Source organism: Micromonospora sp. SL4-19 (assembly GCF_047921475.1).
Classification (GTDB): Bacteria; Actinomycetota; Actinomycetes; order Mycobacteriales; family Micromonosporaceae; genus Micromonospora.
Window position 1 is genome coordinate 79,200 of the sequence record NZ_JBLROB010000022.1, and the last position, 23,437, is coordinate 102,636.

The 23,437-nt window shown below is 70.0% G+C and carries 18 protein-coding genes; 5 read left to right on the forward strand and 13 right to left on the reverse strand.

Annotated elements, in window-relative coordinates:
* Positions 1-78 precede the first annotated feature (78 nt).
* The gene (locus ACNAVT_RS22900) at positions 79-3,321 is read right to left on the reverse strand and encodes a carbohydrate-binding domain-containing protein (protein WP_416299195.1); all 3,243 of its coding nucleotides are present in this window, start codon (positions 3,319-3,321) and stop codon (positions 79-81) included.
* 669 nt (positions 3,322-3,990) lie between these two features.
* Between ACNAVT_RS22900 and ACNAVT_RS22905 the strand changes: the two genes are divergently transcribed.
* Positions 3,991-5,436 carry a glycoside hydrolase family 28 protein gene (locus ACNAVT_RS22905; RefSeq protein ID WP_416299196.1) on the forward strand — a complete coding sequence of 482 codons (1,446 nt, stop codon included), beginning with the start codon at positions 3,991-3,993 and terminating at the stop codon, positions 5,434-5,436.
* A 95-nt stretch (positions 5,437-5,531) separates the two neighbouring features.
* On the forward strand, positions 5,532-6,500 hold the full coding sequence (locus ACNAVT_RS22910; RefSeq protein ID WP_416299197.1) for a LacI family DNA-binding transcriptional regulator: 969 nt from the start codon (positions 5,532-5,534) through the stop codon (positions 6,498-6,500).
* 67 nt (positions 6,501-6,567) lie between these two features.
* On the opposite strand, the gene ACNAVT_RS22915 is transcribed toward ACNAVT_RS22910, so the two are convergent.
* From ACNAVT_RS22915 to ACNAVT_RS22955, 9 genes are all read right to left on the reverse strand, one after another.
* On the reverse strand, positions 6,568-8,052 hold the full coding sequence (locus ACNAVT_RS22915; RefSeq protein ID WP_416299198.1) for a mannitol dehydrogenase family protein: 1,485 nt from the start codon (positions 8,050-8,052) through the stop codon (positions 6,568-6,570).
* Positions 8,049-9,569, reverse strand: coding sequence for a UxaA family hydrolase (locus tag ACNAVT_RS22920; protein ID WP_416299199.1), 1,521 nt, complete (start codon positions 9,567-9,569; stop codon positions 8,049-8,051). Before ACNAVT_RS22920 ends, ACNAVT_RS22915 begins: the two co-directional genes overlap by 4 nt.
* Positions 9,566-10,525 carry a PfkB family carbohydrate kinase gene (locus tag ACNAVT_RS22925; protein ID WP_416299200.1) on the reverse strand — a complete coding sequence of 320 codons (960 nt, stop codon included), beginning with the start codon at positions 10,523-10,525 and terminating at the stop codon, positions 9,566-9,568. Before ACNAVT_RS22925 ends, ACNAVT_RS22920 begins: the two co-directional genes overlap by 4 nt.
* A gap of 58 nt (positions 10,526-10,583) precedes the next feature.
* Positions 10,584-11,186 (reverse strand): bifunctional 4-hydroxy-2-oxoglutarate aldolase/2-dehydro-3-deoxy-phosphogluconate aldolase, encoded by a 603-nt coding sequence (locus ACNAVT_RS22930; protein WP_416299201.1) that lies wholly within the window; start codon positions 11,184-11,186, stop codon positions 10,584-10,586.
* Positions 11,183-12,073: an ABC transporter permease gene (locus ACNAVT_RS22935; protein WP_416299202.1), complete on the reverse strand. Its 891-nt coding sequence runs from the start codon at positions 12,071-12,073 to the stop codon at positions 11,183-11,185. Before ACNAVT_RS22935 ends, ACNAVT_RS22930 begins: the two co-directional genes overlap by 4 nt.
* A complete protein-coding gene (locus tag ACNAVT_RS22940) occupies positions 12,073-12,999 on the reverse strand; it encodes an ABC transporter permease (RefSeq protein ID WP_416299203.1) in 927 nt (308 codons plus the stop codon). The genes ACNAVT_RS22935 and ACNAVT_RS22940 overlap by 1 nt, the downstream gene beginning before the upstream one ends.
* Positions 12,996-14,141, reverse strand: a complete 1,146-nt coding sequence (locus tag ACNAVT_RS22945) for an ABC transporter ATP-binding protein (protein WP_416299204.1) — start codon at positions 14,139-14,141, stop codon at positions 12,996-12,998. Before ACNAVT_RS22945 ends, ACNAVT_RS22940 begins: the two co-directional genes overlap by 4 nt.
* Positions 14,138-15,355 carry an extracellular solute-binding protein gene (locus tag ACNAVT_RS22950; protein WP_416299205.1) on the reverse strand — a complete coding sequence of 406 codons (1,218 nt, stop codon included), beginning with the start codon at positions 15,353-15,355 and terminating at the stop codon, positions 14,138-14,140. Before ACNAVT_RS22950 ends, ACNAVT_RS22945 begins: the two co-directional genes overlap by 4 nt.
* Before the next feature lie 73 nt (positions 15,356-15,428).
* Complete coding sequence (locus ACNAVT_RS22955; protein WP_416299206.1) at positions 15,429-16,418, reverse strand: LacI family DNA-binding transcriptional regulator; 990 nt, start codon at positions 16,416-16,418, stop codon at positions 15,429-15,431.
* Between the two features lie 171 nt (positions 16,419-16,589).
* Between ACNAVT_RS22955 and uxaC the strand changes: the two genes are divergently transcribed.
* Complete coding sequence (gene uxaC / locus ACNAVT_RS22960) at positions 16,590-18,038, forward strand: glucuronate isomerase (protein ID WP_416299207.1); 1,449 nt, start codon at positions 16,590-16,592, stop codon at positions 18,036-18,038.
* A gap of 110 nt (positions 18,039-18,148) precedes the next feature.
* Here the strand turns inward: uxaC and ACNAVT_RS22965 are convergent, their stop codons facing one another.
* The 3 genes from ACNAVT_RS22965 to ACNAVT_RS22975 form a co-directional block, all read right to left on the reverse strand.
* Positions 18,149-18,433 (reverse strand): hypothetical protein, encoded by a 285-nt coding sequence (locus tag ACNAVT_RS22965; RefSeq protein ID WP_416299208.1) that lies wholly within the window; start codon positions 18,431-18,433, stop codon positions 18,149-18,151.
* Positions 18,434-18,477: 44 nt separating this feature from the next.
* The gene (locus ACNAVT_RS22970; RefSeq protein WP_416299209.1) at positions 18,478-18,786 is read right to left on the reverse strand and encodes a hypothetical protein; all 309 of its coding nucleotides are present in this window, start codon (positions 18,784-18,786) and stop codon (positions 18,478-18,480) included.
* A gap of 133 nt (positions 18,787-18,919) precedes the next feature.
* Positions 18,920-19,960: a LacI family DNA-binding transcriptional regulator gene (locus ACNAVT_RS22975; RefSeq protein ID WP_416299210.1), complete on the reverse strand. Its 1,041-nt coding sequence runs from the start codon at positions 19,958-19,960 to the stop codon at positions 18,920-18,922.
* Positions 19,961-20,185: 225 nt separating this feature from the next.
* Between ACNAVT_RS22975 and ACNAVT_RS22980 the strand changes: the two genes are divergently transcribed.
* Positions 20,186-21,139 carry a LamG-like jellyroll fold domain-containing protein gene (locus ACNAVT_RS22980; protein ID WP_416299211.1) on the forward strand — a complete coding sequence of 318 codons (954 nt, stop codon included), beginning with the start codon at positions 20,186-20,188 and terminating at the stop codon, positions 21,137-21,139.
* 38 nt (positions 21,140-21,177) lie between these two features.
* Positions 21,178-23,280 carry a PQQ-dependent sugar dehydrogenase gene (locus ACNAVT_RS22985; protein WP_416299212.1) on the forward strand — a complete coding sequence of 701 codons (2,103 nt, stop codon included), beginning with the start codon at positions 21,178-21,180 and terminating at the stop codon, positions 23,278-23,280.
* The last annotated feature ends 157 nt before the right edge of the window (positions 23,281-23,437 follow it).

The window sequence follows — 23,437 nt, forward strand, 5'->3', positions numbered from 1 at the left end:
CGTAGGTCGCCGACAGTGGCGGTGAGGCTGGGGCAGCGCGTGGAGCGCCCCCGACCTCACCGCCTGTCAACCTGCTTGTCAGCCGGCTACCTTCGTGAGCTTGATGTAGTCGATGACGATCGACCCTGGTTTCACGGCCTCGAAGCGGACCGTGTGCTTTCCGGCCTCCGCGAAGGTCACTTTCCCCAGGCTCACCGGGACGTACACGTTGGCCGTCGAGCTGTTCTGGTCGACCGCCGCCCCGCTCGCGACCCCGTCCACGTACGCCTGGACCGTCGCCCTTCCGGACGTGTTCGTCTTGTACTGGTACGACACGTCATAGGTGCCTGCGACGGGAACATCGACGGGGAACTGGATCCACTCCCCGGCCGGCACCGAGCTGGTCTGCAGGTACGTCCTCCCGTTCGTCGAGGAGGTGGAAAGGGTGATGCTGGGGATACTCTTCTCGACCGAACCGAGCTGCGACTCTCCCTCGATCACCAGCTCAAGTGGGACGACGATCCCGTACTCCGCTCGCGTCGTGCCGTCTTCCGCCGTGACGATCAGGCTGTCCCCGGTGTCGATCAATTCGGCCGCGCTCCTCGGGCGACCGTCGGGAGCGGCGACGGCGTACGTCTGGGCGGAGCCGTCCGTCGACTCGATCTGCGTGGTCAGGTCGGCCACCGTGGACCCCAGCACCGCCGTGACGACCCGTGCTTCGGTGTCCAAGCCCGTCACGTTGTCGTGCCCGCCCCGCTTGAGCTGGATTGCGGTGTTGTGCGGATCCGTCACTTTCGGCGGATAGGCCTGGGCGTCCGACACTGTCACGTTGGTGAGGTTTTGGAGAGGAGTCAGTTGGTTTCCCCAGGTGCCGTCGTAGAAGGCGGAGTTACGCACGGTGATGTTGCTGGCGTTCTTCAGCTCGATGACGCTGGGGTTGTTTCTTCCCCTCACCATCGTCACACCGTCGAGCTCCGCGTTCTTGACGTCGTCGAGCACGAAGGCGTAGCGGTCGTCGTTGCCCTCGAAGTTCGTCGTCACGTTCTTGAAGCTCAATCCCTGCACGTGCCTCGCCCAGAACCCGTAGGAGGGCTGCACCCCGAAGTCGGCGACGTTGTACTTACCCACGCCGAGCTCCGGAGGGCTGATCTGCGAGTCCTCGTAGCTGTTGCCGCCCTTCACCAGCAGGTTCACATTCTCGAACGTGACGTTCTCGACGTAGCCGATGGCGCGGCCGTCCGGGAGGGTCGGTCCGCCCTCGCCGACCTTGTAGCCGGCGATGATCGGCGTCGCCTTGCTCTGGTTGGTGTAGGGAACCCATCGCTTCGAGGGGTCGCCGTACTGACTGCCCCCGTAGACCTCTTCGATGTTGACGTCCTTGACGTGAACGTTGCGGACGTGGCCGATGTTGACGGTGGTGCTCAGCAACTCGTCCCGCTGCACGCCGTTTTCCATAAATTTCGTTCGCTGCGCCTGCCCGCCGATCAGGCGGCCACGGTTGGAGATCGAAATGAAGAAGGGGGCCCGCGTGCGTCGCATCTGCGCCTGGTGGTGTACTGGTCCCGTCCTACCCGAGTTCAGGTAGATGTTCTCGACCGTCGCGCCGTCGTTGGTGGAGATGGAGAAACCGGCCTTGTTGCCGGCCAGCACATAGATGTTGTCGACGTACGCGTTCCTGATGTCGTCGGCTGTCTCGCTGCCGATCTGGAAGAGGTTGCAGTTCGTGTCGCCGATGATGTTCCGGACGTAGAAGTCGGTCGCCGGCCTGGTGAACCCCAGGGAGGAGTCGCTGCCGGGTTTGACGATGTCGTCGGACGTTCCCTTGGCGTAGATGTTCCTGGCGGTGACGTAGCTGCTCTGCATGAAGTCGAAGACGTCCCGCGCCTGACCGCCCTTGCCCTTGTCGTAGTAGAAGTCGTGCGTGTTGATGTGGTCCGTGCCGGTGGCCAGCAGCACGAAGTGTCCGGCGTTGTCGACCTTCAGCATGTTGCTGATGTCTGTCTGCCTCGACTCGGTCGTGCCGTCCTTGGCCAGGCTCTTGATGTAGTACGGCTGGTCGGTCGTGGGTGAGTCGGTCTCCTCGTACCAGAGGTCCAAGCCGTTGTCGAGCCCGCCGATCTCGACGTTGGTGCTGAGCTTCAGGGTCACCATTTTGTCGGCCCTGAGGTCGGGAGCGTTGTTCATGACGCCGTCGCTGGTCACGAGGTTGCCGTTGCCCGTGATCCGGCCATTCCCGATGATCTTGACGTTGTCGACCCGCTCACCGAAGAACATGCTGTTCCTGAAGTAGGTGTGGCCGACGTCCTGCTTGGTCGTGTAGTTCTCGGGGTCCCGGTAGGGCCCCGTGTCGGTCGGAGACGTACCCGAGCGATAGGCCCGGTCGGAGAAGTACGAGGTCTCAGGCGCGTCGGCGCCCTTGATCGCGGAGATGGTCGCATCCCTGTTGACGTACAGGTAGACGTTGCTGAGCAGGTGGACGGTCCTGACGTTGAACTTGCCGTTCTCGAACAGCAACGTCCCGCCGCCGATCTTGTTCAGGTAGCGGACCGCCCGATTGATCGCTTCCGTGTCGTCGGCAAGCCCGTCGCCCTTGGCCCCCATCAGCTTGACGTCCAGCTTGCCGGTGTAGAACGTTGCGACGTTCGACTCGCCGTTGTTCTCACCGCCTGTGACCTGCAGCTTGAAGCCGTACTCGGTGTTCGGTGTCAGGTCCTCGACCTCGACTTCGCCGATGCTGGTGTCGATCGTGGCCTTGCTCTGCGTCCAGGTTGCGCCCCCGTCCGTCGACTGCATCAACCTGACGGATGATGGGAACCGGGGCGTCGTCCACTTGAATCGCGCCTTGGTGTAGGTGTCCAGGGTTTCCTTGTAGGTCAGGCTCTTGTCCAGCACGCGATGGAAGTCGCTGACGGCCTTGACGACCTGGAGGCTGGCCGTGGCTGCCGGGCTCGTCAGTTTCTCGGGCTCGGAGGTGGTGTAGGAGACTTCGAACGAGTAGCTGCCCTGCCTGACCGAGACGTCCGTGAACCGGATCTGCAGGTCGGTGCCGTTCGAGGGCCTGAGGTCGAGCCCGCGAAACGTGATGACCTGGCTGCCGTCTTGAGCGTCCTCGATCGTGGCCGTCCCCACTCTCGGGAACCGGTAGCCCGCTCCGACCCTGCCGACCGACTGCGTCGCGAGCCCGGACAGGCTGACTTCTCCCCGACCGATGACGTTGACGGTCGTGTGGTCCATCGTGGCGCGGATTCCTCGTGGCACCTTCACACGCACGTCGGTGGCCGGACTTCTCATCCCGGATGTGAAGTTCACGACCACGTTCGAACTGGTGTTCGCGGTGATCACGTCGTGTTGCAGCTCCAGCTGGCCGCGCACCGCGCCCTTGACGACGTCGATCGCGTAGTGGTGTGTCTTGTGTTCCGCGGTCACGGTGAGGACGTCGCCCGGCACGACGCGGTCAGTGGCCTGTTTCTGAGCACCCTGCGAGTCCTCGACCGTGTAGGTCTGGGCGGAACGGTCCTTGGAGGTGATCTCCTTCAGCAGCTGGTCCACCGTCTTGACCTCGAGTGTGGTGCGGCCCTGACCCTCGGGGGTGTCCACCGTATAGATGAACGTGTCACCGGAAGCCAGGGTGATCGTGTCGCTCGAGATGCCAACGACGTGGATGCCCTCCGCCGAGGGGACGACGGACACGGACTCCGGGACAGTGGCGGGGCTGACCGCAAGGGCGGGTGGGGCGATGGAGAGCACCAGCGCCGTCAAAGCAGTTCCCAGGAATGTTCTGCGGGTGGCGTTCGTCATCGTTCCACGACCTCTACCTTCAATCTGCCCGGCAGCGCGGGCCCGCGCCGACCCCGGGAAGGCGCACCCGGTGCGGAGGGGGCAGGCAAAGCTTTTCCCGCCGGCCAGCGTCGCAGGAGCTGCCCCCGTCCGTCAATCCGTTGACGCCGATCATTCCGCAGGGTAGGAAAAGCTTTACCTACCCTGCGACCAGCAGAACCAGGAGAACCCACCATGGCTACCGAGCACAGCAGGCGCGATCTCTTCCGATGGGCGGGCGCGGCCGCCTCCGCCGCAGCCTTCGCATCGTTGGTCCCCGGCCGGGCGAGCGCCGATCCCACGCCCCCCGGCAACCCCTGGGCCCGCGCCGAGTACATCAGCGCCAAGGTGCGCCGCCCGCACTTCCCCAACCGCTGGTTCGACATCCAGGAGTATGGCGCCGTCGGTGACGGCACGACCGACTGCACCGAGGCGATCAGGCAGGCGATCGCCGCCTGCCACGGGGCCGGGGGAGGGCACGTGCTGGTTCCGGCCGGCCGGTTCCTCACCGGGCCGATCCACCTGCTCAGCAACGTCGACCTGCACGTCACCGCCGACGCGGTGGTGCTGTTCAGCCAGCGCCCCGCCGACTACCTGCCGGCCGTGTTGACCCGGTTCGAGGGCGTCGAGCTCTACAACTACTCCCCGCTGATCTACGCCTTCGAGCAGGAGAACATCGGGGTCACCGGCTCTGGGGTGCTGGACGGCCAGGCGGACAACGAGCACTGGTGGCCGTGGAAGGGCAAGGCCGAGTACGGCTGGAAGAAGGGCGACCCGAAGCAGGACGCCGCCCGGGCCCGGCTGTTCGCGATGGCCGAGCAGGGCGTGCCGGTCGAGGAGCGGGTGTTCGGCGAGGGCGACTATCTGCGCTCGTCCTTCATCGAGCCGTACCGTTGCCGCAACGTGGTCATCGAGGGCGTGACGATCCTTCGCTCGCCGATGTGGGAGATCCACCCGACGCTGTCCGAGAACGTGCTGGTGCAGAACGTCACCGTCAACTCGCACGGGCCGAACAACGACGGTTGCGACCCGGAGGCCAGCCGCATGGTCGTCATCCGCGGCTGCACCTTCGACACCGGCGACGACTGCATCGCGATCAAGGCCGGCCGCAACACCGACGGGCGCCGGGTCAACGTACCGAGCGAGGACATCCTCATCGAGGACTGCCTGATGCGCGACGGCCACGGCGGGGTGACCATCGGCAGCGAGATGTCCGGCGGGGTGCGCAACGTCTTCGCCCGTAACTGCGAGATGTCCAGCCCCAACCTCGACATCGCCCTGCGGTTCAAGACGAACTCGGTCCGCGGCGGGTTCATCACCGACATCTACGCCCGCGACATCCGCATCGGCGAGGTCGCCGGCGCCGTCATCGACATCAACTTCTACTACGAGGAGGGCCCCGGCTACGGGTTCAACCCGGTGGTGCGCAACATCGACGTACAGAACCTGACCGTCCGCCAGGCCGATCGCAGCCTCAACCTGCGCGGCTACGCCGACGACCACATCAACGGCGTGAAGCTCACCAACGTGGACTTCGGCACCACTCGCAAGCCGGGCGTGGTGGAGTACGTCGACAACGTCGTGCTGCGCAACGTCACCGAGAACGGCGAGCCGCTCGCGCTCGCGTCCGCAGCTGGCTGAGCCGGTTGTCCAGACCGCGGGCGGCCACATGGTCAAATGAGGCGGTGCAGCAGCGAACGCCCAGGAGTTCACCGCCACGGTCGACCATCCACGACGTGGCCCGACTCGCGCAGGTGTCCACCGCGACCGTGTCCCGGGTGCTGACCGGCGCCAAGCCGGTCTCGGTCGACCTGGCCGAGCGGGTACGCGAGGCCGCCGCGCGGCTGGACTACCGGCCCAACCCCGCAGCCCAGGTGCTCCTCAGCGGACGCTCGCACACCGTCGGCGTCGTCGTCCCGGACCTCGCGAACCCCTACTTCGCCGAGGTGCTCAAGGGTGCGACGCCGGCGGCCGGCGAGCGTGGATGGCGCACCCTCGTGGCGGACACCGACGAGGATCCCGAGGTCGAGTACCGCGTCGCCACCGAAATGGGACGGTGGGTGGACGGCGTGATCCTCTGCTCACCACGGATGAGCACCACCCGGGTCCGGGAGCTGGCCGCCAAGCTCCCGGCCCTGGTGCTGGTCAACCGTCTGGTGCGGGACCCGTCGGTGGCGGCGGTGCTGGTGGACTACCACCAGGGGATGACGCAGCTGTACGAACATCTCGCCTCCCTCGGGCACCGACGCCTGGTCTACCTGCAGGGACCGCCCAACGCGTGGTCAGACGGCCAGCGCCTGCGCGCCCTGCGCGCGGCCGCCGGCCGCGGGCTCGACCTCGTGCAGATCCCGTGCGGGTCGACGGCCCCGGACGGCCACCGGGCGGCCGAGGAGGCCCTGGGGCACAAACCGACGGCGATCGTCGCCTTCAACGACTACGTCGCGCTGGGGGTGCTGAGCCGGCTCAGCGAACTCGGGGTCGCCGTGCCGGACGACGTCTCGGTGACCGGGTTCGACGACATCCCGCTCAGCGGGCTGACGCCACCGGGGCTCACCACCGTCGCCGTGCCCAAGCGGACCGTGGGCCGGCTGGCCTGGCAGCGGCTCGCTACCGAGGGCACCAGGCCGTCGACGACGGCGACCAGGGTGCCGGTCGAGCTGGCCGTACGCGGCTCCACCGCCCCGCCCCGACCGGGCAGTCGATAGGCCTCGACCGGCGGTGCCGCTGCCCCGACCGGGGCAGCGGCACCGCCGTGTCGAACAGGACTCGGGATCAGCCCTTCAGCAGCCGCGCGACGTGGTCCACCAGCACCGTCCGGAACCCGTCGTGCTCGGGAAGATCCGCGCCGAAGATCTCCGGAATGCGCAGCAGCGATTCGACGAGGCGATGCGGCTCACCGTCGGCTGTCGCGGCAGCGGCCTGCAGCCGGTCGGCCATCGGATCGTCCAGCGGAAGCTTTCGCCCCCGCACATCGCGGCCCTGCGACACGTACACCATCCAGGCCGCGACCGCGAGGGCCGCGTGCCGCGGCACCGCCCCGGCGGCCAGCCGGTCCCGCACCGTGCCCAGCAGTCGCACCGGCAGCTTCTGCGAGCCGTCCATCGCCACCTGCACGGTACGGTGCCGCAGCGCCGGGTTGGCGAAGCGGGTCAGCACCTGGCGCCGGTAGTCGGTCAGGTCGAGCCCGTCGGGCACCCGAAGGGTGGGCGTCACGTCCTCCACCATCAGGGCCTCCGCGGCCGCCGACAGTCGATCGTCGGAGAGCGCGGCCGCGATGGTGTCGTACCCCGCCAGGGCGCCCAGGTAGGCGAGCAGGGAGTGGCTGGCGTTGAGCATGCGCAGCTTCACCGCCTCCCAGCCGGCCACGTCGGCGGTCAGCACCGCGCCGGCGCGTTCCCAGGCCGGTCGGTCGGCGGCGAAGTCGTCCTCGACCACCCACTGGCTGAACGGCTCGGCGACCACGACGCCCCGGTCCTCGAGGCCCAGTGCCCGCCGGACGTCGGCGCGATCCTCCTCCGTGGTGGCCGGCACGATCCGGTCGACCATGCAGGAGGGAAAACGCACCGAGCTCGCGATCCAGTCGGCGAATCCGGCCGCCTGCGCCGAGGGCAGCGCGGCCACGAAGTCGTGCACCAGCCCGCGCAGCACCTGACCGTTGTCGGTGAGGTTGTCGCAGGGCAGCACGGTGACCGGTGCCCCGCTCTGCGCGTGCCGGCGCTGCAGCCCGCGTACCAGTTGGCCGATGGCGGTCCGGGGTGGCCGGCCGGCGAGATCGGCCACCACCTCCGGATCCGACCGGTCCAGCCCGCCGGTGCCGTCGCGTCGGTACCCCTTCTCGGTCACGGTCAGCGTGACCAGGCGTACCGCCGGGTCCGCGATCCGGTCGACGACCGCCGCCGGGTCGCCGGCACCGAAGACGACCTCCCGGACGCTTCCGACAACGCGCAGCGACGCCACGTCGGCACCCCGTTCGAGCACCGTGTAGAGGCCGTCCTGCGGCATCAGCTGCTCGCGTACAGATGCCGACCGCTGGGTGACGCCCGTGATGCCCCAGTCGTCGCGGCCGGTCGCCGCGGCGGCCAGCTCGGTGAAGACGGCCTGGTGCGCTCGGTGGAAGGCCCCGATCCCGAGGTGCACGATCCCGACCCGCAGCGCGCGCGGATCGACCTGCGGGCCGGTCCAGGGCCGGTCCGGCCCGGCCAGTCTGTCCAGCGCGTCGAGGCGCAGCCGCTGCCCGACCTCGGCCTCGTCGCTCACAGCACCGCCCCCAGCTGCCACGGCACGATCTCCTCTCCGCCCAGGCCCAGTTCCTCGCTGGCGGTGCGCCGCCCCGACGCGACGTCGAGCAGCAGGTCGTACACCCGGCGGCCCATCTCCTCCAGCGGTACGGCCTGTTCCACCACGGGTGAACAGTCCAGGTCGACGTCGCCGACCATCCGGGCGGCCAGCTCCGCGTTGGTGGCGAGCTTGACGGTCGGCACCGGGCGGCTGCCGAATACCGAACCGCGGCCGGTGGTGAAGCAGATCAGGTTCGCTCCGCCGGCGACCATCCCGGTCACCGAGACGGGGTCGTAGCCGGGGGTGTCCATGAACACCAGCCCCGGCCGGGGAATCTGCTCGCCGTACTCGCGGACCGCGGCAAGCGGGCTGTGGCCCGCCTTGGCCACCGCACCCAGCGACTTCTCCAGGATCGTGGTGATGCCGCCGGCCTTGTTACCGGGGGAGGGGTTCGCGTCCAGCGTCGTGCCCTGCTGCCGGGTGTACTCCTCCCACCAGCGGATACGAGCCAGTAACGCGTCCGCCACCGCCGGGCTGGTGGCCCGGGCGGCCAGCAGGTGCTCCGCCCCGTACACCTCCGGCGTCTCACCGAGGACGCTGGTGGCGCCCGCGGCGACCAGCAGATCCGACGCGACACCGAGGGCCGGGTTCGCGGTCAGGCCGGACCAGCCGTCGGATCCGCCGCACTGCAGGCCGAGCACCAACTCCGCCACGTCCACCTCGGTACGCGCCGTGCCGGTCAGGTCGCCCATCATGCCGCGGACCAGGTCAACGCCGCGCTGCACCGCCGACGAGGTCCCGCCCAGCTCCTGAATGGTGTACGACGACACCGGCACGTGGTCGGCCACACCGAGGTCCGCCATCAGGCCCGCAACCGTGTTGACCTCGCAGCCGAGCCCGATCACCACCAGGCCGCCGATGTTCGGGTTGCACGCGTACCCGGCCAGGGTGCGCCGCAGCAGATCCCAGCCGTCGCCCTGCGCCGCCATGCCGCAGCCGGTGCCGTGGGTCAGGGCCACCACGCCGTCGACGCCGTCGATGTCCTCGGCCAGGTCCTCGGTGAGTCGGGCGACCTTGCGCGCCACCGTCGCCGAACAGTTGACCGTGGTGAGCACGCCGATGTAGTTGCGGGTGGCCACCCGCCCGTCCGGCCGGCGGTAGCCGTGGAACCTACGCCGCAGGTCGGCGGGCAGCCGCGCGGCGGAGCCCGTCGCATTCTGCGCCGCACGGATGGCGGTGTTCTCCGGCATGCCCAGGTTGTGCACGTGCACGTGCTCGCCGGCGCGGACCTCGGCGAGCGTACGCCCGATCACCTGGCCGTACTTGCGTAGCAGTGCCCCGGCGGGCAGGTCCCGCAGCGCGACCTTGTGCCCGGCGGGCAGGTCGCCGCGCAGCGTCACCTCGTCCGCCCCGCGTACCGCCACGGGGATCCCGCCCGGCATCGCTGTGGTCGCCACGGCGACGTCGTCGCTCTCGTGCAGCACCACCAGGCTCATCCCGGCACCTCCACTCCGATTTGTGCGACCAGCCGGCGGGACTCGGCGAGCTCCGGCAGGTATCCCGTGCCGCCGTGGCCCCGCAGCGACAGCGCCGCCGCGGCCGCGCCGAGCCGGACCGCGTCCGGCAGGCCGTCGCCGAGGGCCAGCCGGGCGGCCACGGTGCCGGCCAGCACGTCGCCGGCGCCGGTCTGGTCGACGATCTGCTCCGCGGGGTACGCGGGAATCTCGGTCCGCTGCCCGCCGTCGTCGAGCAGGACGCCGCCGGCGCCCTGGGTGAGGGCGACCGCTGCCGCGCCGAGCGCGCGGAACGCGGCGCATGCCGCGGCCGGACCCGGCACCGCGGTGTCGAGCAGCGCGGCGGCTTCCCGCGGCCAGGCCGGCGTGACCAGCCGTGCGTGCGGGGCCAGCGCCCGCAGGTGAGCGCCGGCGGTGTCGGCGCCGACCAGGCGTGGCCGCCAGTTGGGGTCGTAGACGAAACAGCGGGCGGCGCGGGCGGCCACCCGCACCGCCTCGAACGTCGTCGTCGAGATCGCGCAGGCGATGCCGCTGGACAGCACCGCACCGACGCGCCCGACGAGGTCTTCAGGTACGTCCGTGGCGGACAACCCGGAGCCGGCGCTGCCGCGCCGGACGTAGACGAACTCGCGCTGCCCGGACGGGTCGGCGTGCTGCAGGTAGAGGCCGTGCTGCCCGCGGGTGCGGATCAGGCACGACGTGTCGATGCCGAGTCCGGCCACCCGCGCCACCAGCTCGTCGCCCAGTTCGTCGTCGGGCACCCGGGCCAGCAGGCAGGTGTGCGCGCCGGCGGCCGCGGCGGCCGCGGCCGCGTTCAGCGCGTCCCCGGAGAAACCCAGCCGGAGCGCCGCGCCGTCCCGCAGCGGTTCCCGCGCGGTCAGCTCGACCAGGATCTCGCCGAGAACGAGGACATCCGGGGTGGTGCCGCTGCTCAGCACGGGTGCACCGTGCCGTCCTCGAGCCGGTTCGCCGGCAGGTACGGCGCCGACGACTTGTTCATGACGTCTCCTCGAATGCGCGCAGCAGGGAACGGAGCCGGTCCGCCGCACCCGGCCGGAGCAGGTCACTGCCGACGCCGACCGCGCACGCACCGGCCCGCAGCCAGTCCGGCACCGCCTCCAACGCGATCCCCCCGGTCGGTACGAGGTCCGCTCCCGGCAGCAGCTGCCGCAGGCTGACCAGGAAGCTGGGGCCACCGACATGGGCGGGGAACACCTTGACCGGTCCGTGCGCGGCGGCGGCCGCCACCTCGCCGGGGGTGAACGCCCCCTGCAGGAAGGGCAGCCCGGCGCTGTCCGCGACCGCCCGCACGTCGGCCGCCGGCCACGGGCTGACCAGGAACTGCGCCCCCGCCTCGACGGCCTGTGCGGCCAGCGCCCCGCTGGTCACGGTGCCGAGCCCAACCAGCGCCCCGTCGGGCGCCTCGCGGCGCGCGTCCCGCACCGCGGTGGCCCAGTCCGGTGTCGTGGCGGTCACCTCGACAACCCGCATGCCGTTCGCGAACATCGCCGTCGCCGCCGTCGTGGCCGCCGCCGGAGACGGCAGCCGCAGCACCGGCAGGACGCGCTGCCGGCGCAGCAGCTCGATCACGCCGCTCACGACTCCGGCTCCTCCTTGACCCGGGCCACCAGCTGCGTGGGGTTGACGTAGCGCAGGCTGACCACGAGCAGCACCAGCATCATCGACGTGTAGATGATCGCCATGGCATCCACGGACTGCTGCGCCCGGATGCCCGCCGCGGACATCGAGTAGTAGAGGGCGACGACGAGCGTCTGCGAGTCCGGGCCGGCGGTCAGGAAGGTCAGCTCGAACATGCCGACGGTCCGGACCAGGACCAGGATGGCCGAGGCGAGCATCCCGGGCAGCAGCAGCGGCGCCAGCACCCGGACGAACACGGACCCCAGCCCCGCACCGCACATCCGGGCGGCACTCTCGATCCGCGGATCGATCTGCTCGATGAACGGCGTCATCGTGAGAATCACGAACGGCACCGACGGCACGAGGTTCGCCAGCACGACGCCCGAGAGATGACCGGCGAGGCCGAACTTGTACAGCACCGTCGCCAGCGGGATGCCGTAGGTGATCGGCGGCATGAGGATCGGCAGCAGGAAAACCAGGTACGCCACCCGCTTGCCGGGGAAGTTGCGCCGGGCCAGGACGTAGGCCGCCGGCACCCCGACCAGCAGAGACAGCGCCACGACCAGCAGGGAGACCTGCAGGGTGACGACGATGACGTCGAAGAGCGCGAATTCGTGCCACGCCTCGCCGTACCACTTGCCGGTGTAGCCGTCGGGCAGCCAGGTGTCGAACCAGCGCTGGCCGAAGGAGCTGACCAGGACGGATCCGACGACGCCGAGCAGGTTGAGGAAGAAGAAGACGACCACGCCCCAGACCAGCCAGGCGGCTGGACGCGCGACCAGCCGTCGTCGGGGTCGGACCTCGGCGGTGGCTGTCGCGCCAGGGCGGATCTCGGTGACGGTGCTCATCAGCCCTTACCTCCCGTCGAGCCGGTGTAGAGGCGGGTGCGGCCGAGCAGCACGACCGAGATGACGACCAGCTCGATCAAACCCATGATCATGGCGATCGCGGACGCGTACGGGTAGTCGTACTGCTCGTAGGCCGCCTGGTATGCGGCGATGGAGATGACCCGGGTCTCGCCGGCCGGGTTGCCGACCAGCACGGCGGACGGGAACACGCTGAAGGCCAGCACGAACGTCAGGCAGAAGGTCGTTGCCAGCCCCGGCATCAGCAGCGGCAGCGTGACCATCCGGAACCGCTGCCACCAGCCCGCGCCCAGCGTGGCCGCCGCCCGCTCCAGGGTCGGGTCGATGCCGGTCAGATACGACAGCACCAGCAGGAAGGCGAACGGGAACCCGGTGATGATCAGCGAGAAGAAGACACCCCAGTAGTTGTGCACCAGCCGCACCGGTTCGTCGGTCAGGTGCAGGGCCAGCAGTATCCGGTTGAACCAGCCCGTTGGACCGAGGAAGCTGAGCAGGCCCTGGGCGGTCAGCACCGTGCCCAGCGTGATGGGTACCACCAGCAGGATGGTGACCAGCCGCTTGCCGCGGAACCGGCCCCGCATCCGGTAGGCGATCGGCACCGAGGCGAGCACGTTCAGCAGGGCAGCCGGAAGGGCGATGCGCAGCGTGATCCACATCGTGTCCCGCTGGTAGGCGTCCCCGAAGAAGCGTGCGTAGTCGTGGAACGGGCCGCCCTCGGTCGGCTGGAAGGACAGGCCGAGCCCGTAGAAGAACGGGTACAGGAAGAGCAGGACGACGAAGAGCACCGCCGGTGCCAGCAGCCACAGTTGCCCGTCGACGCCCCGTTCGGCGAGGCGGTGCCGCCAGTGCGCCCGGGAGGGCTGAGGCGCGCCGGCCGGTGGCGTCCGGCGCGCGGCCGTGATGCTCATCCGACCAGCCTCGGTGCTTCGGTCACGGCGTCCTCCGGGTCGTCTGGGGCGAGCGCGGGTTGCTCGCCGGGCTCGGCGGGGAAGACCAGCAGGCGCTGCGGCGCCACGCTCAGGGTGACCCGGTCGCCGGGGGCGATCCGCCGCTCGGTTCGTACATGGACCTGCAGGCCGGAGACGGTGCGGGCCTCCGCGGCCAACTCCCGGCCCTGGTACTCGACCACCTCGATCTCGGCCGGGAGCGCGTTCTCCGCGCCCGGCGCGTCGACCTGAACGTCCTCCGGCCGCACGCCGACGATCACCGCCGTACCGGGGTCGACCGCGGCGATCGGGTCGCCGACCAGGCGCAGGCCGTCGGCCTCGACGGTGGCGAGGCCAGCCTCCACTGATCGCACCCGCATCGGCCACAGGTTGCGGTAACCCATGAAGTCCGCGACGTGCCAGTTGCCCGGCCGGGTGTGCAGGTCCTGCGGCGACCCGATCTGTTGCACCCGGCCACCCCGCAGCACGACCAGGCGGTCGGCCAGCGACAGCGCCTCCTCCTGGTCGTGCGTCACGTAGACCGTGGTCAGTCCCAGGGACTGGTGCAGCCGGCGGATCTCGGTGCGCATCTCCAGCCGGAGCTTGGCGTCGAGGTTGCTCAGCGGCTCGTCCATCAGCACCAGCGACGGCTCGAGCACGACCGCTCGGGCGATCGCCACCCGTTGCTGCTGCCCGCCCGAGAGCTGGCCCGGCAGCTTGTCCGCGTGCTCCTCCAGCCGGACGAGCCGGATCGCCTCCGCGGTACGCCGACGGACCTCGTCCTTGGGTAGACGCCGCATCCGCAGGCCGAAGGCGATGTTGGCGCGGACGGACATGTGCGGGAACAGCGCGTAGCTCTGGAAGACCATGCCGAAACCGCGCCGCTCCGGCGGCAGGGTGTCGACCCGCTTCTCGTCCTGCCAGATGCTGCCGCCGGTCAGCGGCAGCAACCCGGCGAGACAGTTCAGCGCGGTGGACTTGCCGCAACCCGAGGGCCCGAGCAGGGCGATGAACTCGCCCGCTCGGATGGTCAGGTCGAGATCGCTCAGCGCGTCCTGGCTGCCGAACCGGCGGGACACCCCGTCGAGCCGCAGCTCGGAGAAGCCTGAGGTGGTGGCGCTCATCCCTGCTTAACCTTTCCGCTGCCGATCTCCCGGTCCCAGCGGTCGAACGCCGCGACGAGATCCTTCGCGTCCAGCGGAACCTCGGTCGGGTTGTTGGCGATGAGCGCGTCGTACTCCGGCCGGCCGAACTCCTTGATCGCGTCCTGGCTCTTCTGCGGCGCCATCGACAGGTCGACCCCCTTCACCGCCGGACCCGGGTAGAAGTAGCCCTGGTCGAAGGCCTTGGCCTGCTGCTCGGGGGTGAGCATGAACTTCAGCAGTGCCAGCACCGCTGCCTGGGTGTCGGTGGAGGCGCCCTTGGGGATGACCGCGTAGTGGGCGTCGGTCACCCAGTGGAAGCCCTGCAGCGAGCTGACCCTCGCCTCCTTCGGCACGGTGCCGAGCACACGCGGGTTGATGTCCCACCCGGTGGTCGAGGCGATCACCTCGACGGACCCGTTGGCCAGGTTCTTCATCGTCTCGGTCGTGCCGCTGGGGTAGTACTCGACGTACTGGTTGAGCTCCTTCAGGTACGCCCAGGTCTTGTCCCACCCGTTGACCGGATCCTTGGGGTCCTTGTCACCGAGAATGTAGGGCAGACCCATCAGGAAGGTCCGGGCCGGACCGGAGTTCGCCGGCCGGGCGTACTGGACCTTGCCCGGGTGCGCCTTGGCGTAAGCGAGAAGCTGTTCGGCGTTGGTCGGCGGGTTGGACACCTTGGCGGGCAGGTACTCCAGCAGCGGGCCGGACGGGTAGTAGGTGACGGTGACGCCGGCGTTGCCCGCCAGCTTCTGCATCGCGGCGGCCGGCTCCTGGTAGTCCTTCATGCCGGGCAGCCGGTCCGCGTAGGTCGGCAGCAGATCCATCCACAGGTTCTGGTCGATGCCGGCGGCGAGACCGTCCACACCGGTCAGCACCAGGCCAATGTCGACGCGGTTGGCGTTCTGCTGCGCCTTGATCTTGCCGGCCAGCTCCGGGGCGGGCGCCTTGGAGTAGGTGACCCGGGAGATGATGTCGGGGTTCTTCTGCACGAACTCGTCGATCATGTCCTGGGTCAGCTGAAGGTTGCCTGCCACGTCGAGGACGTTGAGCGTGACCGCCTGCTTCGGCTTCTCGGGCACCGGGCCGGTGCTGTCACCGCTGGCTCCGGAGCCGTTCGGCGCCCCGCAGGCGGCGGTGAGGGTGAGGACGGACGATGCTGCGGCGATCAGGGCGCTCCGCCGGGTAATGCCCATGATGACGATCCCTCTCTGGGAACGACACCCCGTGGTCGGGGTGTGGCCGTGGCCTTGGTGGTGGGGGGTGTGATCAGGCGGTTCGCGCGACCCCGGTGGAGCCGCGCACGAGAAGTTGCGTCGGCAGCTCACGGCGCGTGTTGCGTACGCCGTCGGGCTGCAGCAGCAGGGCGAGCAGCAGGTCGACCGCGGCCCGCCCAGCCTGTTCCTTGCTGACCGACACGGTGGTGAGCGCCGGGGAGGACATCACCGACATCTGGATGTTGTCGATGCCGATCACGCTGATGTCCTGCGGCACGTCCACGCCGCGGTCCCGTAGCCGGCTGAGCAGGCCGAGGGCCATGACGTCGTTGTAGGCGATCACCGAGGTGACGCCGGAGGCGACGACGAGGTCCGCCGCGGCGACCCCGCCCTCGAAGTAGGGTGGGAAGTGACCGACCACGAACAGTTCCATGCCGGCAGCGCTGGCCGCTGTACGGAGGGCACGCACCCGGTCCCGGTTCGACCAGGAGGTACGCGGCCCGCCAACCCAGGCGACCCGCTGGTGACCGAGCGCCTGGAGATGGGCGATGGCCTGCCGGATCCCGTCCGCGCTGTCGAACACGACGGACGGAATGGTGCCGAAGCGGCGGTTGACCATGACGAGTGTGGTGTGCTCGGTCAGGTCGCGGATCTCCTCCTCGCGCCCTCGGGGAGAGCAGAGGATGAGTCCGTCCACCTGCTTGGCCAGGGCGCGGACCAGCCCGACCTCGGCGGTCGGGTCCTCGTCGGTGTCGGCGAGGAAGACCGCGTAGTCCGCCTCCCGAGCGCGGGCCTGCACCCCCTTCACCACGCTGGGGAAGAAGGGGTTGGTCAGGTCAGGCACGATCAGCCCCAGGTTCCCGGTGCGGCCCGTGATGAGGCCTCGGGCTGCCCGGTTCGGCGCGTAACCGAGTCGCTCAGCCGCTCGCAGGACCCGTTCCCGAGTCACGGCGTTGACCATCTCCGGCGTCGACAGCGCTCGGGACACCGTTGACGCGGAGACACCCGCTTCACGGGCCACCTCGCGGATCGTTGCTCGCACGGCTCACCTCCTCGGATGTGGCGTGCCTCGCAGTCTGAAACCGATTGCAGCGCAATGTCAATACCTCGGTGCGTATGGATTTCATAAGCCTAAAGAGCTGCCTCTTGCCTCGGGACAGGGTCGGTGCAATCCTTTGCAGGACTGTTCCGCCCTGCCGACGAGGAGAGTTGCGTGGCACAGCTGCGTCTGCATCCCGACCGAGCCCTGCCAGCCGGAGACGACATCCGTGCCGTCGCCCGCCGGATCTACCAGTCCACTCGGGGGCTGCCGTTGCTGTGCATGCACGGGCACGTGGAGGCGGCGGTGTTCGCCGAGGACCAGCGGTTCTCGGACCCGGCGCACCTGCTGGTGGTACCCGACCATTACGTCACCCGCATGCTCGTGTCGCAGGGCGTACCGCTGGCGGACCTCGGCGTACCCCGCGTTGACGGCGGCGAGGTCGAGACCGACCCCCGCCAGATCTGGCGGCGGTTCTGTGCCCACTGGCACCTCTTCCGCGGCACCCCCAGCCGGTACTGGCTGGAGCACGAGATCGTCGAGGTTCTCAAGATCGACGTGGCCCCCGGCCCGGACACCGCGGACACGCTCTACGACCTCATCGAAGCGCGCCTCGCGCAGCCGGCCTTCCGGCCCCGCGCGCTGCTCGACGCCTTCAACATCGAGCTGATCTCCACCACCGATCCGGCCACCTCGGAGCTGGCCGACCACGCCCGGCTTCGGGCGGACGGGCTGGGCGAGCGGGTGGTCCCCACGTTCCGCCCCGACGCGCTGACGCACGTCAAATCCGCCGGCTGGACCCGCCGGGTGCGCGAGCTGCAAAAGCTGTCGGGAGTCGACACCGGGGACTACGCCGGCTTCATCGCGGCCCTGCGGAGCCGACGGGAGGCCTTCGCGGAGGCCGGTGCCCGGGCCACCGACCACGGTCACCTCACCGCCGCCGCTGAGCCCCTGTCAGACGTCGAGGCGAAGCGCATCTACGCGGCGGCCTGCCGCGGCGAAGCGGGCGACGACGAGGCCGCCGCGTTCGCCGGCCACATGCTCTTCGAGATGGCCCGAATGTCCCGGGACGACGGCCTCGTCATGCAGATCCACCCCGGCGTGCTCCGGGACCACGACACCGCCATCCACCACGCCTTCGGCTCCGACCGCGGATTCGACATCCCGATCACCGCCGAGTTCACCCGGGCGCTACGACCGATGCTCAACGCCTTCGGGCGTGACCCGAACTTCCGGATGATCCTGTTCACCGTCGACGAAACGGTCTACTCGCGGGAACTCGCCCCACTCGCCGGCGTCTACCCGGCCGTCCGGCTCGGCGCGCCCTGGTGGTTCCTCGACAGCCCGGACGGGATGCGCCGATTCCGCGAACTCGTGACCGAGACGGCGGGCTTCTACAACACCTCCGGCTTCGTCGACGACACCCGCGCCTTCCTCTCCATCCCGGCCCGCCACGACCTCGCCCGGCGGATCGACGCCGGCTACCTGGCCCGCTTGGTCGTCGAGCACCGGCTGGCCGAGGACGAGGCCATCGAGACGGCGATCGACCTGGCGTACCGCCTGCCGCAGCAGTCGTACCGGCCGTCCGCCGCCGGCAGCCACGCCGCACCGGCTGCCGGGTAGGCCGTCGCCTGGGGCCGACGGGTCGCGGCCGTACGCGGCGCGGGTCTGCACGTTTTCGCCACGCGACGGGGGCGGCCACGCTCAGCGAGGCCGCCGTCGTCGCCGCACCCTCACCGTTCGGTACGGTCCTCGATCTCGGTGCCGGACTCCTCGGGCAGGGCCCCGATCGCCTGCTCGGCGGCCCGGCCGCCGGTGCTCTCGTCACCGAGATTGAGGTCGCTGCGGGGCATGCCCTCCACCCCGGAAGCCGTGCCCGTGCCGTCCGGTGGGCCGGCGGTGCGGGAATCCCCGGTACGGCCCCGCGTCACGCCGCGGTCGTCGATGCTTCGGTGCGCGGTCTCGCCGGGCAGGTGGTCGGCTCGGGACTTCGCCACGCGGTTGATGTCGTCGCTCATGTCGCCTCCCGTGCGGTGGCTGTCGAACTGGTCGTCAGCGCCGGTCAGTGGTCGGTGCCCGAACGCCCCCGGTTCGGCGCGCCCGCTGGGGACGCCGCCGTCTGGGCGGCAGGGCCGCCAGCGGACTCGCGTCGCCCGACCCCCTGGCCGTGGTATACGCCCTCGTCCGTGCCGGGATCGCCCGGATCGGCCAGGCTGGTGTCGATCGGCCCGCCTGTCGGCTCGGCCAGGCCGGCCCGGCGCAGCGCGGCGACCAGATCGTCGTGCGGCATCCGGTCGATGTCCGGGATCCCGGCGGAGTACGCGATGGCACGTAGCGTCGCCAGGTCCTCATCCACGAAAGAATCGGCCATGCCGGTGCCTTCCCGGGCCTCGGCGCGGGAAACCCGTCGGCGATGGTTCGACGGCGGATCTGTCTTCTCGACACCGGGCTGGAGACCGGGGCTGGGCGGACCGGATCAGCCGCGGCGGACGGGGTGGCCCAGGTCAGCGCCCGAGGACCGGGGCGGCGCCGGTCGAGTCGCGGACGACCAGGGTGTGGCCGGTGGGACGGCGGCGCGGGCGGGCCGATTTGGGCTTGAGGGCGAGGGTGAGCGCCATCCGCCCCATCTGCGTCATCGGCAGGCGCACCGTGGTGAGGCTCGGCGCGATGTCGGCGGCGACCGACACGTCGTCGAAGCCGACCACCGACATCCGTTCGGGCACCGGGATGCGGTGGGCGCGCAGGGTGGACAGGACGCCGATGGCCATCGCGTCGTTGAGCGCGATGATCGCGGTGCTGTCCGGGTGCTCGCGCAGGATCCGTTCGGCCGCGACCCGGCCGCCGTCGCGGGTGAAGTCGGAGTGCACGACGGGGAGCTCGCCGAGGGAGAGCCCGTGTTCGGCGAGCGCGGCGGCCACCCCGGCGAGCCGGTCGGCCACCGTGGTCAGTCCGGGGGTCCCGGCAGCGACGGCGATCCGCCGGTGGCCGAGGTCCAGCAGGTGCGCGGCGATCGCGCGGCCGCCGGCCTCGTTGTCGGGCAGGACGGCGTCGACGCCCAGGGCGTGCCGGCCGATGACCGCGACCCGGCCGCCGGCACGCTGGAACCCGGCCAGTTCGGCGCGCGCCTCGCCCTCCACCCGCTGGTCGTTGTAGCCGGACCCGGCGATCAGGATGATGCCGACCCGCTGGGCGATGAGGTGGTGCAGCTGGCGCAGCTCGTTTCCCGGGTCGCGGCCGGAGTGGGCGATCTGGACCAGCAGCCCCTCCTCGGCGGCCACCTCGATGACACCGCTGGCGATCTCGGAGAAGTAGGGGTCGTCGATCTGGTGGACGATCAGGCCGACGGTGGAGCTGATGCCGCCGGCGAGGGTGCGGGCGTACGGGTTGGCGACGTAGCCGAGCTCGCGGGAGACCCGCCGGACGCGGTCGGCCACCTCCTCGCTGACGCCCTCCCGCCCGGCCAGAGCACGCGAGGCGGTCGCCAGCGAGACACCGGCGCGTTCCGCCACGTCGACGAGGCGCACTCGTGGACTGGGTCTGGGCATCCGCAACTCCTGGGAAGCATTGATCCGCGCCGCGCTCTTGCCTGTGGCGCAAGGCACAGCATAGGCTACGAAAGCGCTTTCGTAAGCGCTTTCGTACGCACGGCACCGGCCATCTGCCCCCGTCCAGACGTACCTCAAAGTCAGCGACCCGAGCAGGGTTCCACACACGTCACGTAAGCGCTTCCGTCAGCGACCGGCATCGCAACGACGAATGGAGCACCTCCGATGAGTAGAACCAGACGGGCAGCGGTCGCGGCCACCGCCCTACTGGGCCTGGCCCTGACCGCGGGGGCGAGCCCGGCCCAGGCTGACCGGCCCGGTCCGCACGACGTCCACCCGGCACTGTGGTCGCACCTAGTCGCCTTCTACGACTTCGACCACCCGGCGCCCGGCGCCCCCGCCCTGGAACGCGACCTGGGCCGCTCGGGCACCGACATCGAACTGATCAACGGCGGCGCGGCCATGCGGGTGCCCGACCAGGCGTACGAGGGCAGCGGCAACGCGTTGCAGACCCGGCAGGTCAACCCGGAGGTCGCCGGCAACGACGACTGGAAGGCCGGGGTCTGGTCGTCCACCGGCGTCCCGACGCTGCGCGCGTTCAACAACGCGCAGGGTGCGACGGTGATGGGCTGGTTCAAGCGGGAGATGGACGGACCGGCGCTCAACTCCACCACCGCGAACCCGACCGACCGCTTCAACGCCATCGGCCTGGCCGGTGTGCTGACCGGCGACTCGGACGGACACGCCGTACGGGCCCTGCTGGAACTCATCGACGTCAACGGCGAGCTGCGCCTGGTCGCCCTGGGCCGGCGCCTCGACGGTGGCGCCTCGCAGACGTTCGCCGCGAGCGAGGACTGGCGGACCCTGCTGCCGAAGGGGGAGTGGGTGCACCTCGCCGCCACATACGACTTCACCAACGGCACCATGGCGCTCTACCGCAACGGCGAGCCGGTCGACGGCTTCTACACGGTCGCCGGCGACCCGTGGAAGGTGTCCGGGCCCGGCCCACACGCCACCAGCGCCACCGACCCGCGCGGCATCAAGATCGGCGGCAGCTTCCCGCAGAACACCTTGGAACGCAACCCGTGCGACTGCCGCATGGACGGCCTCATGTTCCTCGACAGCGTGATCCCGGCGCGCGACATCGCCAAGCAGTACCGCTACATGACGACCCGCTGACCGTTACTCGGACCGTCCCAACCACAAGGAGAATCCGCGTGTTCATTCGCGCTGGCAGAACCGGCAGGCTCCGTAGAGCCGCACTGACCGCCGGGGTCACTGCCGCCACCCTTGTCCTGTCCACTCTGGTCGCGGGGCCCGCCCGGGCCGCCGGGGCCATCTACGACCCCATCCGCGAGACGCCGACCCAGTCCCGGCTCGGGCTGGTGCTGCAGGAGTTCACCAGCTTCCCCCAGTCGGAACCGAACCCAGCCCCGACCGACCAGCGGCTGATGCGCAAGGCCCGGATCAACACGATCAGCGAGCTGCCCGACGGTTCCGGCCGCCGGGCGGTGCCGGACCTGAACGGCAACCTGTACCTGGTCGAGAACGGCGTGCCGCACGTCTACCTGGACGTGGCGGCGACGTTCGCGCCGCAGTTCTTCTCCGGCCGCGGCCTCGGCCAGGGCTTCGGGTACGTCGCGTTCCACCCCGACTTCGGGCGCAACGGCCGGTTCTACACCATCCACACCGAGCAGGCGTCGCTCGCCACCAGGACGCCGGACTACGCCCAGTCCGGGACCATCTACCAGGGCGTCATCAACGAGTGGACGGCCACCGACCCGACCGCGGACACGTTCTCCGGCACCCACCGGGAGCTGCTGCGCATCGGCTTCGGCGGCCAGGTCCACGGCATCCAGGAGATCAACTTCAACCCGACCGTGAAGCCGGGCGACCGCGACTACGGGATGCTCTACCTGGCGGTCGGCGACGGCGGCCTCGGCGTACGCAACACCGACCCGCAGAACATGGCGATGCCGCACGGCAAGCTGCTGCGTATCGACCCGCAGGGCACCAACGCGCCCAACGGCCGGTACGGCATCCCGGCGGACAACCCGTTCGTCGGGCAGGCCGGCGCGGTGGGCGAGGTCTACGCGGTGGGCTTCCGTGACCCGCACCGCTTCAGCTGGGACCGGGCCACCGGCCAGATGTTCCTCGGCCACATCGGCGAGCACGCCGTCGAGTCGATCTACGAGGTGCGGGCCGGGGACAACTTCGGCTGGAGCGAGCGCGAGGGGTCGTGGGTCTTCGACAAGACTTCTACCAAGCCCTGCGACAAGCTCTACCCGCTGCCGGCCGACGACGCGAAGTACGGCTACACCTACCCGGTCGCCGCGTACGACCACGACCCGGCCCCGGGTTGGAACTGCACCTCCGACGTGGGCGTCGCGGTGGCAGGCGGGTTCGTCTACCGCGGCCACACCCTGCCGGCCCTGATCGGCAAGTACGTCTTCGGCGACCTCGTCGAGGGCCGGATCATGTACACCGAGGCGGACGAGATGCGCCGCGATGCGGGGCTCGCCACCATTCACCAACTCGCCCTGTACACCACCGCCGGCGACCTGGTGCGGATGCGGGACCTGTCCAGCCCGGGCGCGCCGGGTGACCCGAACCGGGTCGACCTGCGCTTCGGCACCGACGCGGCCGGCGAGCTCTACATCGTGGCCAAGGCCAACGGGAAGATCTGGAAGGTGGTCGGCACCAAGAAGGTGGCGGAGGGCGACGTGGGCAAGACCAAGGTCGTTCACACCGGCGGCGCGGACAACTGGGCGCCGGTGACCCCGTCGAAGTGGCGGTTCGACGGCGACGAGGTGATCCTCGCCGAGGCCGGCGTGAGCCGCCCCGGCCCGCGCCGGCCGTTCGAGTACGCAATCCTCACCAAGGGCCCGGCCTGGTCGTCGGTGCAGATCGACGCGCGGGTGCGCCTCGACACACCGGTGGAGGTCACCAACCGGGACATCATCATTGTCTTCGGCTGGCAGTCGGACACGCAGTACTACTACGCGCACCTGTCCACCGACAACACGATCTACCCGCACAACGGCATCTTCAAGGTCAACAACGCCGACCGGGAACGGATCGACCAGCAGTGGAACGGGCGCTCCCGCGGCACCAACCCGGCGATTGTCGACACCGACTGGCACAAGGTGCGAGTCGTGCACCTGCCCGCCACCGGTGAGATCGCCGTCTACGTCGACGGGCACCGGGATCCGCTGCTGACCGCGAAGGACAACACCTTCACCTCCGGTCGGGTGGGCTTCGGCTCGTTCGACAACATCGGCCGCACCCGTCTCTTCACGGTAACGGGCAACCCGGCCTGACGAACCATCCGGCAGGGACGGCGGCCGGTGCCGCTTGAACGAGGCTCCGCACCGACCAGCTGGACATTCTGTGGGTGCACGCGCGAGGTCGGGTAGCCCGAGGGAGTCTCTCCCTCGGGCTACCCGACTGGGCTCAATCGGACGGCGTGACCGGGGA

What these genes read in the sequence shown, in the direction of transcription:
- ACNAVT_RS22905 (WP_416299196.1), top strand. Translation starts at nt 3,991, where the DNA reads ATGGCTACCGAGCACAGCAGGCGCGATCTCTTCCGATGGGCGGGCGCG.
- ACNAVT_RS22920 (WP_416299199.1), bottom strand. Translation starts at nt 9,569, where the DNA reads ATGAGCCTGGTGGTGCTGCACGAGAGCGACGACGTCGCCGTGGCGACC.
- ACNAVT_RS22935 (WP_416299202.1), bottom strand. Translation starts at nt 12,073, where the DNA reads ATGAGCACCGTCACCGAGATCCGCCCTGGCGCGACAGCCACCGCCGAG.
- ACNAVT_RS22940 (WP_416299203.1), bottom strand. Translation starts at nt 12,999, where the DNA reads ATGAGCATCACGGCCGCGCGCCGGACGCCACCGGCCGGCGCGCCTCAG.
- ACNAVT_RS22945 (WP_416299204.1), bottom strand. Translation starts at nt 14,141, where the DNA reads ATGAGCGCCACCACCTCAGGCTTCTCCGAGCTGCGGCTCGACGGGGTG.
- ACNAVT_RS22950 (WP_416299205.1), bottom strand. Translation starts at nt 15,355, where the DNA reads ATGGGCATTACCCGGCGGAGCGCCCTGATCGCCGCAGCATCGTCCGTC.
- ACNAVT_RS22965 (WP_416299208.1), bottom strand. Translation starts at nt 18,433, where the DNA reads ATGAGCGACGACATCAACCGCGTGGCGAAGTCCCGAGCCGACCACCTG.
- ACNAVT_RS22970 (WP_416299209.1), bottom strand. Translation starts at nt 18,786, where the DNA reads ATGGCCGATTCTTTCGTGGATGAGGACCTGGCGACGCTACGTGCCATC.
- ACNAVT_RS22975 (WP_416299210.1), bottom strand. Translation starts at nt 19,960, where the DNA reads ATGCCCAGACCCAGTCCACGAGTGCGCCTCGTCGACGTGGCGGAACGC.
- ACNAVT_RS22980 (WP_416299211.1), top strand. Translation starts at nt 20,186, where the DNA reads ATGAGTAGAACCAGACGGGCAGCGGTCGCGGCCACCGCCCTACTGGGC.